The 16,727-nt window shown below is 37.1% G+C and carries 13 protein-coding genes; 10 read left to right on the forward strand and 3 right to left on the reverse strand.

The window, feature by feature from the left end:
- Positions 1–305: 305 nt before the first annotated feature.
- From NST91_RS14055 to NST91_RS14065, 3 genes are all read left to right on the forward strand, one after another.
- Complete coding sequence (locus tag NST91_RS14055) at positions 306–1,190, forward strand: ATP-binding protein (protein ID WP_341331641.1); 885 nt, start codon at positions 306–308, stop codon at positions 1,188–1,190.
- A 10-nt stretch (positions 1,191–1,200) separates the two neighbouring features.
- Positions 1,201–3,117, forward strand: coding sequence for a vWA domain-containing protein (locus NST91_RS14060; protein ID WP_341331642.1), 1,917 nt, complete (start codon positions 1,201–1,203; stop codon positions 3,115–3,117).
- 605 nt (positions 3,118–3,722) lie between these two features.
- Entirely contained in the window at positions 3,723–4,121 is a 399-nt protein-coding gene (locus NST91_RS14065) for a hypothetical protein (RefSeq protein ID WP_341331643.1), read from the forward strand.
- A gap of 207 nt (positions 4,122–4,328) precedes the next feature.
- Here the strand turns inward: NST91_RS14065 and NST91_RS14070 are convergent, their stop codons facing one another.
- Positions 4,329–4,778, reverse strand: a complete 450-nt coding sequence (locus NST91_RS14070; protein WP_341331644.1) for a cupredoxin domain-containing protein — start codon at positions 4,776–4,778, stop codon at positions 4,329–4,331.
- A 179-nt stretch (positions 4,779–4,957) separates the two neighbouring features.
- On the opposite strand from NST91_RS14070, the gene NST91_RS14075 reads away from it, so the two are divergent.
- Positions 4,958–6,073: a histidine kinase N-terminal domain-containing protein gene (locus NST91_RS14075; RefSeq protein WP_341331645.1), complete on the forward strand. Its 1,116-nt coding sequence runs from the start codon at positions 4,958–4,960 to the stop codon at positions 6,071–6,073.
- Positions 6,074–6,272: 199 nt separating this feature from the next.
- Positions 6,273–8,444, forward strand: coding sequence for a DNA topoisomerase III (locus tag NST91_RS14080; RefSeq protein WP_341331646.1), 2,172 nt, complete (start codon positions 6,273–6,275; stop codon positions 8,442–8,444).
- Positions 8,445–8,504: 60 nt separating this feature from the next.
- Here NST91_RS14080 and NST91_RS14085 read toward each other — a convergent pair whose 3' ends face one another.
- Positions 8,505–10,334: a M6 family metalloprotease domain-containing protein gene (locus NST91_RS14085; RefSeq protein WP_341331647.1), complete on the reverse strand. Its 1,830-nt coding sequence runs from the start codon at positions 10,332–10,334 to the stop codon at positions 8,505–8,507.
- 264 nt (positions 10,335–10,598) lie between these two features.
- On the opposite strand from NST91_RS14085, the gene NST91_RS14090 reads away from it, so the two are divergent.
- The 4 genes from NST91_RS14090 (at position 10,599) to NST91_RS14105 (ending at position 15,316) form a co-directional block, all read left to right on the forward strand.
- Positions 10,599–11,480, forward strand: a complete 882-nt coding sequence (locus NST91_RS14090) for an aminoglycoside 6-adenylyltransferase (RefSeq protein ID WP_341331648.1) — start codon at positions 10,599–10,601, stop codon at positions 11,478–11,480.
- A gap of 21 nt (positions 11,481–11,501) precedes the next feature.
- Positions 11,502–12,203 carry a class I SAM-dependent methyltransferase gene (locus NST91_RS14095; protein WP_341331649.1) on the forward strand — a complete coding sequence of 234 codons (702 nt, stop codon included), beginning with the start codon at positions 11,502–11,504 and terminating at the stop codon, positions 12,201–12,203.
- 138 nt (positions 12,204–12,341) lie between these two features.
- Positions 12,342–14,711 carry a polyprenyl synthetase family protein gene (locus tag NST91_RS14100; RefSeq protein ID WP_341331650.1) on the forward strand — a complete coding sequence of 790 codons (2,370 nt, stop codon included), beginning with the start codon at positions 12,342–12,344 and terminating at the stop codon, positions 14,709–14,711.
- Positions 14,712–14,866: 155 nt separating this feature from the next.
- Entirely contained in the window at positions 14,867–15,316 is a 450-nt protein-coding gene (locus NST91_RS14105; RefSeq protein WP_341331651.1) for a hypothetical protein, read from the forward strand.
- Positions 15,317–15,373: 57 nt separating this feature from the next.
- On the opposite strand, the gene NST91_RS14110 is transcribed toward NST91_RS14105, so the two are convergent.
- The gene (locus tag NST91_RS14110) at positions 15,374–15,814 is read right to left on the reverse strand and encodes a GNAT family N-acetyltransferase (RefSeq protein WP_341331652.1); all 441 of its coding nucleotides are present in this window, start codon (positions 15,812–15,814) and stop codon (positions 15,374–15,376) included.
- A gap of 146 nt (positions 15,815–15,960) precedes the next feature.
- Between NST91_RS14110 and NST91_RS14115 the strand changes: the two genes are divergently transcribed.
- Positions 15,961–16,716 carry a class I SAM-dependent methyltransferase gene (locus NST91_RS14115; RefSeq protein WP_341331653.1) on the forward strand — a complete coding sequence of 252 codons (756 nt, stop codon included), beginning with the start codon at positions 15,961–15,963 and terminating at the stop codon, positions 16,714–16,716.
- The last annotated feature ends 11 nt before the right edge of the window (positions 16,717–16,727 follow it).

Genomic DNA, 16,727 nt, shown 5'->3' on the forward strand with positions numbered 1-16,727 from the left:
ATAAAAAATGTCACAAATACTTGAATTTCAAGGTGTATTCATTGCTCTCACGTACAAACTTCGGTAAAATACGTGGGGATATAAAAGGTTGTTCAAAAAGTCCGGTGAAAAATGACACGACGAATTTCTGAGTTGGCTTGTTTTTTAGTTCCTCACGTATTATCTATATACGTTCTGGTACTCTGGAGTTCGCACCGCCTTGCAATTTCTATGCACAGGAAGTGGCGTCCTTGTCGACGTGGTCCTTTTCATCCTCCTTTTTGAACTCACATTATAAACATATGTATGAGAGGATTTGATACTTCATGACGATTCAGCTAGAAGAATTGAAGTTACCGATAGAAATACAAACTGAGATTTCAAATAGAAAGAATAAAGGTTCTGATGATGAACTATTAATCGGAAAAGGTGGTTACACACCTTCAGATATCAATATTATTCGAGATGCGATTATTGCACTAAGCATCGGTAAAAATGTGCTACTAAAAGGCCCAACTGGTTCAGGAAAAACAAAGCTTGCTGAAACCATTTCTCAGTTATTCCAACAGCCTATGTACAGTATAAACTGCTCAGTCGACCTAGATGCAGAAGCCTTACTTGGCTACAAAACCATTCAAGAGCATGATGGAAAAATGAAAATTGAATTTGTTTCTGGACCTGTAATCAATGCAATGAAGAAAGGCTATTTACTCTATATCGATGAAATCAATATGGCAAAACCAGAAACATTGCCAATATTAAACGGTGTCCTTGATTATCGTAAAATGATCACTAATCCGTTTACTGCTGAAGTAGTACGTGCAGAGAATGACTTCGGGGTCATTGCCGCAATTAACGAGGGCTATGTGGGAACCGTACCTTTAAATGAGGCATTGAAAAACCGCTTTGTCGTAATTGAGGTACCATATATTCAAGGAGAAACCCTTAAAGAAGTTCTTCAAACTCAAACAGCATTGAAGGATGAAAAGGTAATCAATAAATTTGTATCCTTGTCTGCTGATTTAATTACACAGGTTCGAGGTGGTATGCTTTCTGAAGAAGCAGCATCCATTCGGGCATTGATTGATACTTGTGATTTAGCCATGTATATGCCACCATTACGCGCGATTGAACGTGGTATCATTGAAAAATTAGAAGATGAACGTGAGAAAGCAGCCGTTAAAAATATAGCAGAAACTCTGTTTGAGTGAGGTTTTTACAATGAGATTTATTCAATTTAATGATAAAAAGGTCGACTCCTTTCTATTCATGGAATTATCGGACCTTGCCAAAACAATCTCAAAAAATCCTGAACTCGAAATAGAGTTAGGCTATAAATCTTATCTTGACCCGATCCAGCAGAAGATTATCATTAGTCATTTTTGGGATAATCGCGCAACTAGCGACAAACGATATGGACTATTAAGTGATGTCTTTTTACGGACTATTGGTAGCATGAAATATACGGATTTTAAAGAAATTGATCGTTATTTATCATTCTGTAGAAAAAGCGATCTTCCAAGTTTCGCGAAGCAATTGTTTATGCTGTTTGAAGATAGTCGTTTGGAAGAACTATGTAAAAAAGAACGGCCAGGAACACGAAAATCCTTTACCGAAAGACGACGTATTTATCGCAAGTATTATGAGGATCAGCTCCATGTCAATATTGTTAAAAGTGTACCGACTGACGCTTTGTTTACAAGCATTTTTGTACTATTAACGGCTGAGACACCTCTTGAAGAAATTCCGACGATTCAACAAAAAATAGATCTCGTGATTCCGTTTTTACGAGGGCAAATTGAGAAAGTCTTTGATGCAAAAAATACAAAGGATATCATCAAAATTTGCATGGAAATCATTGAAGTACTTGAGGATGTGCTTGATGAAGATATGTTAAATACGTATTTTCATTTACCAGAACTTGATTATGAAGTACTTGAAGATGGCTTAACAATTGATGATTTGAAACGGAAAGATAAGTTAAAAAATAACGATGTGCTTGATGATGTCAAAAAAGGGGATGAAGATATCCATGAGGAGAAGTTCGAAACCTGGCATCGTGAAACAAGTACACCAACAAAAAGCTTTTTACAATTTGATTTAGAACAAGGTTCACGAACGAATCTGATGGGTGAAGGGGCAAGAGAAGGAGAAGAGGGTGACCAAGCGTTAGGGATTGCCCAAGGCTCGTCTAAACAAAGTAAAAATAAAGACTATTCCAAGATGGAAGCAATGGAAATGGTACATTCTGAAAAAGAAGGTTCCTCAGAAGCTGAATTTGGAAAGGAAAATCGCTTTGCATACCCTGTCTTCAAGAACACACGAAAACCAACGGACGAAGAAGTGATCCAATATGAAAAAAACAAATCGGTCATTGCGCCTTATCAGAAAAAGCTTAAGCAGATGATCCTTAAAACATTGGAACATAAAAAGAATCTCCCTAGAGGGGATTTGCATTTTGGAAGACTAAATAAGAAGCTAATTCGTATCTTTACAGACGACAATCCTAGATTATTTTATAAAAAAGAACAGCCATCCCATCAAATTGATGCGGTATTCTCATTGTTAGTGGATTGTTCAGCATCGATGTACGATAAAATGGACCAAACAAAGTTAGGGATTGCACTCTTTCACGAAGCGTTAAAATCTGTCCAAGTTCCTCATGATGTGACAGGTTTTTGGGAGGACACCAATGATGCCGATAGTACAAAACAACCGAACTATCTGCAAACAGTGATTGATTTCGATTCGAGCCTAAAGCGTAGCTACGGAGCGGAAATCATGCAGCTTGAGCCAGAAGAAGACAATCGTGACGGTTTTTCGATTCGTTTGCAAACGAAGAAATTATTACAACGTACCGAGAAACAAAAATTCTTACTTGTCTTTTCTGACGGAGAGCCCGCAGCATTTGATTATGAGCAAAATGGTATTATTGATACACACGAAGCCGTATTAAAAGCACGAAAACATGGAATCGAAGTCATCAACGTCTTCTTATCAAATGGAGAAATTGATGAAGGTCAACAAACAACGATCCAAAACATATACGGTAAGTACAGTATTTTAGTACCAAACATCGAGCAATTACCAGATGTCCTGTTCCCATTACTGAAAAAGCTATTATACAAAAGTATTTAACAAGATTATTTTGTCTTTTTCAATAATTGATACCAAGTTGATCGGAGCATAAGGTGGCGACTCCTCGAAAATATATTCACATTTTCTTCGTGCGTGGGTTATTTCAAAGAAGCAAATTCAAGTCCAGCGGGAAAAGGTGAGACTTGAGACCCCGCAGGAGCGGCAGCGACTTGTTCAGTTTCAGCGGCTAGAAACTCGAGAAATTTCAACTCTCCTTCAGAGGCAAATTACGCCTCTTTGTCGGAGTGGCCAAATTTTCTCGTTTCTGTGCAAGCCGCCTCCACATTTCGTTGAGAAGGCTCAAGCCACGCCCGCGGAAAGCGTCCACCTGAAGCGAAAGTCAACAATATAAAAAACAACAAAGCTTAGTAAAACAGCCTTTTTTCAAAAATACGGCTAATAAAAAAGTTTTATGGCTGATAATTTAGATTTATGGCCGATAAATTAATTTTACGGCCAATAACAAGACTTTATGGCTGATAGCCACTATGTCATAGAAATCGATAAAAAAAGATCCAGCTACTTTAGCTGGATTTTTTCTGTACTAGAATGTTATCCCATCCCCAATCATATGATGAATTATCAAGTAATGAGGGGTGAAGGATGTGCAGGATTCAAAGCGATTTACACAAATTCCAGAAGAACTCATATCAAAGTATTTTACATTAAGTGAACAGGCTAAGGTAATTGAGAAGGAATTAAAAGAAATGAAGAAGGTTATTAATGTGTATTTTGATGAGACGGTAGGAAAGCAAGAAAAAGGGGAGTCAATCGTTGGAGATTACAAGATTCAACGACAAATACGTACCTCTGAAAGCTATCATGATGAAAAACTGGTTAAGAAATTAGAAGAACTTAATCTTGTCGATTGCATCCAAATTATAAAACAACCTGACCGTCAGAAAATTGATGCTGCAATTACACTAGGTCTTCTTGGACAAGCAGACATTGAGGATTGTATTGTCACAAAAACTACAAATGCAATCACTGTACGTAAACAATAAAAACAGGAGAGGTTTCTCTCCTGTTTTTACTACTTGTCTAGCTTTAGGCGCCATCGGCCCAAGGTCACAAGCCATTCGATTCTGAAGGCGAAAAGTGCATTCTGTCAACGTTTGTCTAGTGCTTGTCGCCCATGCCGGGAAGGCTAGGATTCCAGCGTTGGCACAGGGATTGCTCTTAGCGGAATTGGGGCGCCTTGCACTTTTCTATTAATCTACGACAATATAACCAATCATCGGACCGTTATTATTAATATCGGAGTGATTCAAGCAAATGATACGATACATGCCTTCTTTCTCAAAGTTTGCATTAATCGTGATTTCTTCTCCTTTTTTCACTGTACCTTTGATGTCTGTACCTTCGATATAGAATGAGTGCTCTTTGCCATTTACCCCATAAATATTAAAGGTAACTTCCTTACCTTGAGGAACATAGACCGTCCCAGGATTCCAGAAATAGGATTCAATTTCTTTGCCTTCATCTGTTTTTGATTTTAATTCTCCAGTTGTAATATGTATTACAACATCATCTTTGGCAGTTGTTTGTGGGGCTATCGTTGGAATAATCTCAGGCTGCAGCCAAACCCAACCTCCTATCATTACCACTGCAGCAACAAAAGCGGCAACAATCCAACTTCTTTTAATCACAACAAATTTCATAATCAACCCTCCTAATGTTTGTCTCCCTATAATGTATGCTTGACCCACTCGAAAACTTGTCTACTATTTAAGTTTTTTTAAAATTCTAAAAAGGAGTTTTGCGAAATATGTAGAATATTATAGAATATATAACTACGAACTTAAGAACTGATTGAAGTGAAGGAAAGGACTTGAACGGAATGAATCCTGTAGTAGGAGAACTGATTTATTATCTTGAAAGCAATCTATCGCTTTTTTTAACATCTTGGAAAGATAAAGCCGTAATGTCTGAAACTGACATTCATAAAGAAAAATTAGTTTTAAATGGGTTAACAATGTTTGAACTGATAAAAAACTCAATGATTAACCCAATTGATGAAGAAGCACTAAAATCGTTTGCGTATAAACTAGCCAAAGAACGAGTAGAAGCGAATATTAATATCGGGGAATTCATTTATAATGTAAATTTAGGTAGAACAGAAATTTTAAAATACATATACCGTTCTAAACTAGATCATGATCAATTAGACCCTATATTTGAAGAAGTGAATCGGATTTTTGATCTGTTCTCCTATTATGCTGTTTCCAAATACACGGAAATAAAAGAGAATCAGCTCCAGGAAAAAATTCAATACATAGACCAAAGCCATCAAGAGCGGCTAACCATTTTGGGACAAATGGCATCTACATTTGTTCATGAATTCCGTAATCCGCTTACGGCAGTTATCGGTTTTGTTAAATTAATTGGAAATGATAACCCTAACATAAAATATTTAGATATCATCAGTCATGAACTAAATCAGTTGAATTACAAAATTTCGCAATTTCTTCACGTATCTAAGAAGGAATTAATTGAGAAAAGTGAAAATGAGGTTTCATTACTCGATTTATTTACTGAAATTACGGAGTTTATTTATGCTAGTATTTTAGATGGTGATGTAAAAGTACATACAAATATTGGATCAAACATTTATATTACTGTTAATGAGGATGAAATTAGACAAGTATTGTTGAATATTCTAATGAACTCCATTGACGCATTAAAACAAAGAGAAACCGATCGCAATATTATCATAAAGGGCTATAACCTTGATAATCAAATTATTGTGTCTATTTCTAACAATGGCCCAGCCATACCTAAGGAATCCTTGGATACGATATTTGAACCCTTTTATACAACAAAGGAATTTGGTACAGGGATTGGACTTTTTGTTTGTAAAAAAATCATTGAAAAACACGGTGGATCCATATCATGTTCATCAGATTCAAATTTAACGGAATTTAAAATCGTCTTACCATATAGTAATGCTAGCTAAACTCGGGAAAAGAACCGAGTTTTTTTATGTCTTGTTCCAGGCGCCATCGGCTCGAGATCATAAGCCTTCTGAAGGCCAAATGCACCTTCTGTCAGCGCTTGTCTTATACTTGTCACCGATTAGAAGGCTCCTTGCACTTTTCATTATGTCCAAAAATAGGAATCGTGTATAATAGGAAGAGTGAATTGGAGGAATTTATATGAAATCACTTGTTCTTGCAGAAAAACCTTCTGTAGGAAGAGACATTGCACGTATCCTTAATTGCCATAAGAAAGGGAATGGCTTTTTCGAAGGAGATCAATATATTGTGACATGGGCACTTGGCCATCTTGTTACATTAGCAGACCCTGAAAAATACGGAGACCAATATAAATCATGGAAATTAGAGGATCTACCGATTATACCGAATCCTCTAAGCCTCGTTGTAATTAAGCAAACAGGTAAACAATATAGTGCCGTAAAAACACAAATGCATCGTAAAGATGTCAATGAGATTATTATCGCAACAGATGCCGGTCGTGAAGGTGAACTTGTTGCTAGATGGATTATTGAAAAATCAAATACACGTAAGCCCATCAAACGTTTATGGATTTCATCAGTGACTGATAAAGCAATTAAGCAAGGTTTCGCAAACTTAAAGAGCGGGAAGGAATATGAGAATCTTTATTCCTCAGCCGTTGCCCGTGCCGAAGCTGACTGGTTAGTCGGAATCAATGCAACAAGAGCATTGACAACAAAGTTCAATGCACAGCTCTCTTGTGGACGAGTGCAAACTCCAACGTTAGCCATTATTGCAAAGCGTGGAGAAGAAATTCGCAACTTTAAACCAATACCTTACTTTGAAATAAATGCATTAACGGACAGCTTAACCTTGAAGTGGCAACATGAAAAAACAAAGGAACAACGTATTTTTAAAAAAGAAGTTTCAACTTCCATTCTACATTCCCTTCAGGGACAAGAAGCTAAAATTACAGACGTGCAAACTGCACAAAAGAAAAGCTATGCACCACAGCTCTATGATTTAACAGAGCTTCAACGTGATGCAAATAAACGTTTCGGATTTTCAGCTAAGGAGACTTTAAATGTTCTTCAAAAGCTTTACGAACAACACAAACTTGTTACGTACCCAAGAACCGATTCAAAATTTCTATCAACAGATATTATAGATACTCTGAAAGATCGAATTGAGGCTTGTATGGTACAACCATACGCGAAACTCGGTGCCAAGATACTAAAAAGCGGAATTAAAACAAACAAGTCGTTTGTTGATAACAGCAAGGTAACCGACCACCATGCAATAATTCCAACGGAGGAACGCCCAAGCATACAGGCTCTATCCGCAAAGGAAGAAAAATTATATGATTTAATCGTAAAACGCTTCTTAGCCGTTTTTCTTCCACCGTATACCTATGAACAAAAAACCGTTCAGGCACGCATAGGCAAAGAACTGTTCGTGGCAAAAGGGATTACTGTTGCTTCACTAGGTTGGAAAGAAGTAATTACTTCGATTGATGAGAATGATGATGCAGGTCAAATACCGGCAACCATACATCCAGGAATGAGCCTAAAGGTTCTATCTGTTAAGGAAATCGAAAAAGAAACGCAGCCACCAAAGCCATTCAATGAAGGAACCTTACTTTCCGCAATGGAGAATCCAGCAAAATATATGGCTGGAGAAAGCAAGGAGTTAATTGAAACCATTGGTAAAACAGGCGGATTAGGTACGGTAGCGACACGCGCGGATATCATTGATAAACTTTTTAATACATTTTTAATCGAAAAAAGAGGGCAAGATATCCACATCACCAATAAGGGAAAACAACTCTTAGAGCTAGTACCTGATGATTTAAAATCTCCTGTACTCTCAGCGGAGTGGGAACAGAAGCTTGAACAAATCGCAAAAGGCAGATTAAAAAAGAATACGTTTATATCAGATATCAAGCAGTACACAAAGGAAGTCGTCAAAGACATAAAAATGAGTGATTCAAGGTTTAAGCACGACAATATCACAGGCACAAAATGTCCTGATTGTGGGAAATTAATGCTTGAGGTTAATGGTAAAAAGGGAAGAATGCTCGTTTGTCAGGACCGTGAATGTGGTCATCGTAAAAATATTGCAAAATTAACAAATGCAAGATGCCCGAACTGCCACAAAAAATTGGAGTTACGTGGAGAAGGGGAAGGACAATTATTTGTTTGTAAATGCGGACACCGGGAAAAACTCTCGACATTCAACGAGCGACGTAAAAAGAACCAATCCGGTAAACTATCTAAACGAGAAGTCTCCAATTATATGAAAAAACAACAAAAAGAAGAACCAATAAATACAGCATTAGCAGATGCCTTAGCAAAGCTAAAGCTTGATAAATAGGTTTGTTTGGTTCCACCAATTAGAAACCTGAGTCTAAAGTAGACTCAGGTTTCCCTATGTTTATTTTTTCTTACCTTCATTTGTGCTGTAATAGAATTTTGCTGTAATCGAACCATCTTCGTTTTCAACAATATCCGTCACATGGATTCCGGAATCGGCAGGTGTTGATCCATAGCCTTTCCAGAAGTAGTATGAACCAGTGTGAACATTGCCAGAAACAGGGGTGATTTTATCGCCTGACTTAAAGAAGTCACCAGCATCTCCGCGGTTTACATATTTTTCAAGATCATATTTTCCATCTGCTTGTAACACTGAGAGTCCATAATGTGTTACAACTGTACCATCGCTTGCAGTCTGAGACTGGTTGTGTTGGAATCTTTTATTCATCCAATTCGCGACGTTATTTGGACGGAAACCAGCAGTTTGGTATAAATTGATGATATTTTCATCCACATGCCATGCTACTAACCCATGTGCATCTCCACCTTGGCGGATTAACCCTTGGTTAAAGCCACTTTGTTGAACATTTTCAAATAAGAAATATTCTGTTCCGTTAGAACCTGGAACCGCCATTTTTACGATTCCATTGTCGTCATCCGCTTGATCAATGGAAGGTAAGGTAATTTTCTGAACTCCATCATCTGGTTTCACTTCGATTGGATTCACCCAACCTAAGAAAATTTTAGAGAATGGGTCAAAATGAGTAGGAGAGTTACCGTTGTATTGGAGTGCATCAGGGTAACGCATCCAAGATCCACCCGCCATCATTGAGTAGTTACCAACACCTTCAGAGTTATATGCTGTATCATAGAAATCTGGTAATCCCAATGCGTGACCAAATTCATGTGCGTATACACCAACCTGTGCAGGGTATGGTCCTGTAACAGATACTTCATCATATTCGCCAGTTGCCGCGTTAAATCCGGCTACATTTCCACCAATCGCTGGTTGGATATTGTAATTGTTAACAATTACGCCATCATAGGTCATTGCTTCATTTTCCGTCTTCGCAATCCATTCATCTTGGCTCATGCCTTCATAGACATCAGCTGGTATACCCGTTTCATAGTATTTACCATAATAAAGAGCACTTAATAGATTCCATTTATGGGACCAGAATTGAGCAGGATCACGACTCCATTCCGCTCCAGTTCCTTCGTGAACGATAAAAATGTTCGGAACTTCTCCATTTTCAGCGTATTTAGAGAAATCAATTTGATCATCAGCTGCCTTCAAAAGGTCACGAACAAACTCACCCGTATGTGCATCGCCATTTACGTTACCAAGAACATACCTTCCATTTTCAGCATATGTTCCTTCTTGATCGAGGTAATAAGATGCTCCTTTAGGTAGTTCCACCCAAGCAAACTCAGTATTTTCATGTCTCATTAAGTGCGTTTTTCCATAACTTGATTCTTGATAGGCGTTTTGCATGGTACGATCCTTAGGTACGTTGGGACCGTCGTATTCTTTAAAAACATCAAGTTCATACGGATTGTATTCGGTTCCAAAAATAAGATCCTCATAATATTTGGCAGGAACCTGGCCATCAAAATCACCAATCGGTTCATCTCCATCTTTATACTTTGCGAGAATTACCAAAACTGGAATATCCCCTGTGGCTTCTTTGTAAGCTACATGATTATCACCAGGTTGTTGAAACTTCTTGCCGTTATTCGCGATTTTTTCAGCTGGGTCCACTTTTGACACATCAAATCCTAACTCTTTCGCCTTGTCTGCTAGTTCTGGAGTCGCAGCAACATATTTCGCAAGACTTAAGTCATACTTGCTAGTTTCAACCGAAGAGGACTCATCAAGTTGAAAACCTGTAAGCACAACACTCCCAGCTAAAGCAAGAGTAAGACCTGCTTTTGATAATACTTTTAACAAAAACATCACTCCTTTATGTATGATAGAGAAAATATAACAGAATATTCGGAAATAAATAAGATTCGTTCGTCCTAACTATCCATGTGACCTAGTTCTCATTATTTATAAAATCGAAAATAGTCCTAGGTTATAGTTAGAAAGACACGGTTCTTTTTGAGTAATAATATTTAACTATGTATCTAATTTTTGTTGGGGAAATGCAGGTGATTTTATTGCAAGAATAGAAATATGTATTACTGAAAGTATATTGCAAGGAGTTTTTTTATGAGAAACGAACAAGAGATGATGGAACTTATCCTGAATATCGCAAAGGAAGACGAACGTATTCGGGCTGCCTACATGAACGGTTCAAGAACGAATCCAAATGTTCCAAAAGATATTTTTCAAGATTACGACATTGTATATGTAGTTACTAATACTCATTCTTTTATAGAGGATGATCACTGGATGAATAATTTTGGAGAATTACTCATGTTACAGGAGCCTGATAAAAATGATAAATTATGCGGAGCTAATCTAGATTTTGCTCACTCTTACGGTTATTTGATGCTTTTCAAAGACGGAAATCGAATTGATCTTCACATTGAAACAATAGAAAGAATGCTTGAAGGTTATGGTAGTGATAAACTAACCGTTCCTTTAGTGGATAAAGACAATATCTTACCAACCATTCCTGCTCCAACAGATATTGATCATCAGGTCAATCAACCCACCGAAGCTATGTTTTTTAGCAGTTGCAATGATTTTTGGTGGTGTTTGCAAAATGTTGCGAAAGGAATTTGGCGTGACGAGTTACCAGTTGCTAAGCAGATGTTTGAAATAGTGATTAGGCATCGCTTGGATGAAATGGTCGAATGGTGGATTGGGTGTAACACTGATTTTCAGGTTTCGGTTGGAAAAATGGGGAAGTATTTCAAAAGATATCTTCCAGTACCCTATTGGAAGCAGTACGAAAAAACATATTCAGATCATAACTATGAGCACTTTTGGGATTCTATATTTATCACTTGTCATTTATTTAGAACACTAGCAATTGAAGTGGCAGAACAGCTCTCGTTTACATATCCCATTGAGGATGACCAGGGTATGAGCGAGTATTTGAAGCATGTGAGACATTTACCGTCAGACGCCAAAGAAATTTATTAAAACCGGAAAGGGGAATGCCTTGTGTCAGAGACAATTTATGATCTTGAAGACGTAATGAAAATGTTAGATTCTTTACTACGAGAGCCCACTCATTTTTGGGATACTTTTTATACTGACAGAGAAAAAAGCATACCCTTCTTTGTAAACTCTCCTGATGAAAACTTAGTTTCATACTTCGATAGAAATCTCTTCTCTGGTGGCAAAGTTTTGGATTTAGGATGTGGGCCGGGTCGAAACGCAATTTACTTTGCTGCAAAAGGATGTACAGTTGATGCTGTCGATTTATCTGAAGAATCTCTCAAGTGGGCCGAAGAACGTGCTACTGAGAGTAAGTTACAAGTAAACTTCATTCATAAGAATATTTTTGATTTAGAGATTGAAAATGGGGCTTACGATATTGTATATGACTCAGGTTGCTTTCACCATATTGCTCCTCATCGAAGGATATCATACATAAATTTAGTGAAAAAGGCATTAAAACCTAATGGTTACTTTGCAATTACTTGCTTTGAGGAGGGCGGAGAATATGGTGGTTCTAATATCTCCGATTGGGAGGTTTATAGATTACGCAGTCTAAAGGGTGGCTTAGGCTACACCCCTCAAAAGTTAAAGTCTGTTTTTAAAGAGTTTAAAGCTATCGAAATAAGAGAAATGAAGGTATTTGAACAGCCAGAAGAAGTTTTTGGTGTACCTGGTTTTTTAACAGCATTATTTCAAAAATAGTGAGGTTTTGAGGTTGATAAATAATCCATAATTAATGATGGTGTAAAAATAAAATGATAGAATAAATGAAATATATTTTGAATAAACCTTACTATCATTAAGATAAGGTAATGAACTAAAGTTGAGGTATCTAAAAAAATGAATGTTGGATTAAAAAACAATGCCGAAAAATGTTATCAACTGGCTGAGCATAAAGCGGCTCAATATTTTCAAGAACTAGATCAAGATGTCAATGACAAAAGTTATATTCCAACACTAACAAAAGACTTCAAAACTTGGAAGCATCAGCATATTCATCGGTCGCCATTTCCTTTTCTGAAAGGGGCGAACAGACCATCTGATACAAAGGATTATCATAGTTATATAAAATGGCTAAATTACACTGGAAAATTAGATCATTACTTAGACAGAAGTATTTCATATATATTTATGAGAGATATGGGAAAAGATCTTTTAGCGTCTGATACTCAATCAAGGATTGATAACGTAGTTACTAGTCTGAAAGATCATTTACTTAAAACAGTATCAAAAGAAGAAAATGAAGGATTTGATTTCTTTAGTACGGTAGGATTATATAAATGGGGACAAAAGGAAGGTATTGAATCGTCGATTATTTGGTTGTTGGATAAATTAAAGACGGTGTCTTTAAATATTCCAGAGGGAATGGATGGAACCCATGCTCAGAGAAAATTACTCAAAATCATCGCTGGCGTCATTATTAATGAGATGGAGGAAATGGGGGAGGACCTCGCACAAGATGTACGCACCCAAAAACTAGATAAAGCCCTTCGACTAGGCTTTTCCTATGGTCTTACCTATCCATTTATTGATGACCTTTTGGATGCAAATATATTGTCTGACAAAGAACAGCGGCAATATTCCGAGATGATTCGTACAACACTACTTACTGAATCTGTACCTGAGTCAGGGAATTGGACAGGGAAAAATAAGAAATTACTTGAATTTGTTGAGGCTGAACTTTCAGAAGCCTTCCAGTATATTAAGAGTCAGCAACCCGCAGAGAAGTTGCACTCTTTTTTTGAACAGTCCTATGTATTTTTTAAATCACAAGAAATCGATCGTGATAAGGTACTTTCAAATGCAACATATACAAATGAAGATTTATATGTACCGATTATTATTAAATCATCTTCATCACGTTTGATTGTTCGTTCATTAATAAATGCTCCCGAAGATGAAGGTCAAGACAAACGGATTTTCTGTTACGGGATTTATAATCAACTTGCAGATGATTTTTCTGATATGTTTTCTGACATGAAGGACAGTGCTGTAACCCCTTATACGTATTATTTAACCTATCACAAAAAGCGAACCGACTTAATAAACCCATATGAATTATACTGGGCTGTCATTTCTTATCTAATCCATAACATATACAAATCTGATCCGAAAGCCTGTGACACTATTTTGAATCGAGCTATTAATGGATTGAAACGATTTAAAAAGCGGGTAGGAAACAAAGTGTATGAAGAAATAATGGGGACATTCGCTTCGGGTAATCCAGCCTTTAATCATATCGTTCAGAAAATGGTTCGAAAAGCAGAAGATGTCGATTTCTTTGATAAACTATTACGAGATCACATGGTTACGAACTTAAAAAAAGAACAGCAAGAAAAAGAAGACTTTACTGAACTAGTTGAAGAAGTGCGCACAAAGATAGATAACCTTATAGACATCCAACCACATAACACCCTTGTTTCACCAGTAATAAACGCTGCAAATTATAGTCTGAACGGAGGCGGAAAAAGGCTGAGACCTATCGCAACTTGGATGATGGGTGTAAAAGAATATGGGTTAAAAGAAAGCACGATTATGCCATTGCTGAAGTCATTAGAGTATATGCATACGGCATCTTTAATCTATGATGATCTTCCATCACAGGATAATGCAGCCTTTCGACGTGGTCAAAAAACTGTGCATCAAGAATATAATACCGCCATTGCGGAATTAACGGGGCTCTTTCTGACTCAAAGGGCCACTTTCGAGCAAGCATCACTTGGTTTTGATCCAGAAAGAGTACTAAAATTGATTCAATACTCGACACAAAGTACGGAAGATATGTGCAAAGGTCAAGTTATGGATTTAAATTCCAAGGGAAAACAATTAACATTAGAAGAATTAAATCTGATGTGCCATTTAAAAACAGGGAAAGGTTTTGAGGCTGCTCTCATTATGCCTTCTATCCTCGCAAATGTGAACAACGAAAAAATTCAAGCTTTAAAAAAGTTTGCCTATCATGCTGGCATAGCCTTTCAAATTAAGGATGATTTGCTAGATGTTGAAGGAACATCCGAAATACTTGGAAAAAGGGTTGGTATTGACGCTCTTAACAATCAATCAACTTTTGTCACGGTCCTTGGTTTAGAGGGGGCTAAAAGAAAAATGTGGGAGCATTACTGTAAGGCGATGGAAACTTTGCAAGATCTTCAACTAAAAACTAGATTCTTACAACAAACATTAAATTATTTTGTACATAGAAACCATTAACAGGAATTGCCTGTCTCTAGATACTAACGTGTAGGGATAGGTTTTTTGTGTTTTTCTCTCATCTAGGTAAAAAGCACATTTTTGAGGTACAAGTTGAAAGGCATAAGCCTATGGAATAGGATGCTAGTAGGCTATGAATAAGGAGTGATTAACAGATGTATTATTACGACCCAAACGGGCAATTGCCGACATCACTACCATACCACACTGATTTAGAAGATTATTATGATTACGAAAGACAACTAGGCTCATTATTCCCATCTTTTGGAGGAGGTTCTATGGGACCTCCATTTGGACCACCTAGTCAAGGTCCAGGAGGAGGACCACCTTTTGGATTTCCTGGCCAAGGTCAGGGAGGAGCACCAACAGCACCGCCACCATCGTTTGTTCCAACTCAACAAGCTCAAACATTTGCTGTTGATCCTGGTAGCATAAGGAGATGTATGTTTAGATATACCTATGTATGGCTACGTGGGCCTGGACAATTCTGGTTCTACCCGACTTTTGTTGGCAGAAGATCTGTCTCTGGATTTAGATGGACTGGGTTCAATTGGGTGTATTTTGGAATTAGTTTAAGACAAATTCAATCATTTACCTGTTTTTAAAGAAAAATGGAGGAGAGCAGAGGAAATAACGATTGTTCCTAAACTCTCCTCTTTTAATTATAATAACTTTTTCACCATTACAATATGAGGTCCAATCGGTGGATAATCAAAAACTTCCCCATGTTGCTTGAAACCCAATCTTTCATAATACCCCTGAACATTCGTTCTACCCATGCACCATAAAAGTTCAATATCTTTTATTTGTAGAATACTTTCTGCATAATTCACTACTTCTCTTCCTGCTCCTCGCTTTCGAAATTCCCCAACTGTAGCCATAGCCCTTAGACGATATTGCTTTTCACTTGAAAATTCTGGGTTTAACATGGCACAAAATGATGCGGTGCTAATTAATCTCCCGTAATAAAATGCTCCAACATGGAAACTTCCATTTTCATGATCTGATTCGTACATGCTAGCTTCCATTGGCTGATGTGGGCGTAAGATGCTGTGTCTCAATTCGTACGTCATTTCTGCTTCTATTTTCTTCACTTCAAGCATGTTTTCCTCCGCTAATTAAAGTAATGATATTTAATAAATTCTTTAATCTTGGAAAATCCCCTTCAATTTTTTGTAAGTTTTTGGGGATTAAGGAAAAGGGTATTATCATTTTTTATAGAATGTATGTTTTAGAGGAGGTATAGAATATGACAAGTGATATTCTGATAAACAATAAGAAAAGCTGGGATATCGTAGCACATCATTTTAACGGAAAGGATGCTCTTCCTAGCTATGGTCCGTTTTCACAAACAGAGAATGAACTGGGACTGTTTGAAAATGTAACGCTTAGGAGAGTACTTGATATCGGCTGCGGAAGCGGACATTCATTAAAATACATGGCAGATAAAGGAGCTACTGAATTATGGGGAGTAGATTTGTCAGATGCCCAAATTACAACGGCCAACCATACATTGTCGGGTTTGGATCCTCACTTATTTTGTGCTCCAATGGAGAAGGATGTTGGCATACCAAAGGAATATTTTGATTTAGTTTATTCAATTTATGCAATCGGTTGGTCGACAGATTTATCAGAAACATTTAAATTAATCTATGACTATTTGTTATTTGGTGGTTATTTTATATTCAGTTGGGATCATCCATTATATCCTCATCTAAAAAGTGAAGATGGTCGTATTTATCTAGAAGGATCATACCAGAATGAAGGGTTTGTTAAATACAATAACTTTAAAGGTGAAGATGCGCCGATGGTAATACCTACAAGAAAAATGAGTACATATTTAAACGAATTAATTAAAGCAGGATTTACAATTGAGCAAGTAATCGAAAGTGATGTTTCATCAATATTTCGTTCAAGTGAAGAGGAGGTTTCTGACCGTTATTATTCGCTATACAAAGCACGAAAATTTCCTACGACGATGATCGTAAAAGCTCGAAAACTATAAAAGGAGTGTGC

Source organism: Ferdinandcohnia sp. FSL W7-1320 (assembly GCF_038050315.1).
GTDB classification, from domain to species: Bacteria; Bacillota; Bacilli; order Bacillales; family Bacillaceae_L; genus Ferdinandcohnia; species Ferdinandcohnia aciditolerans.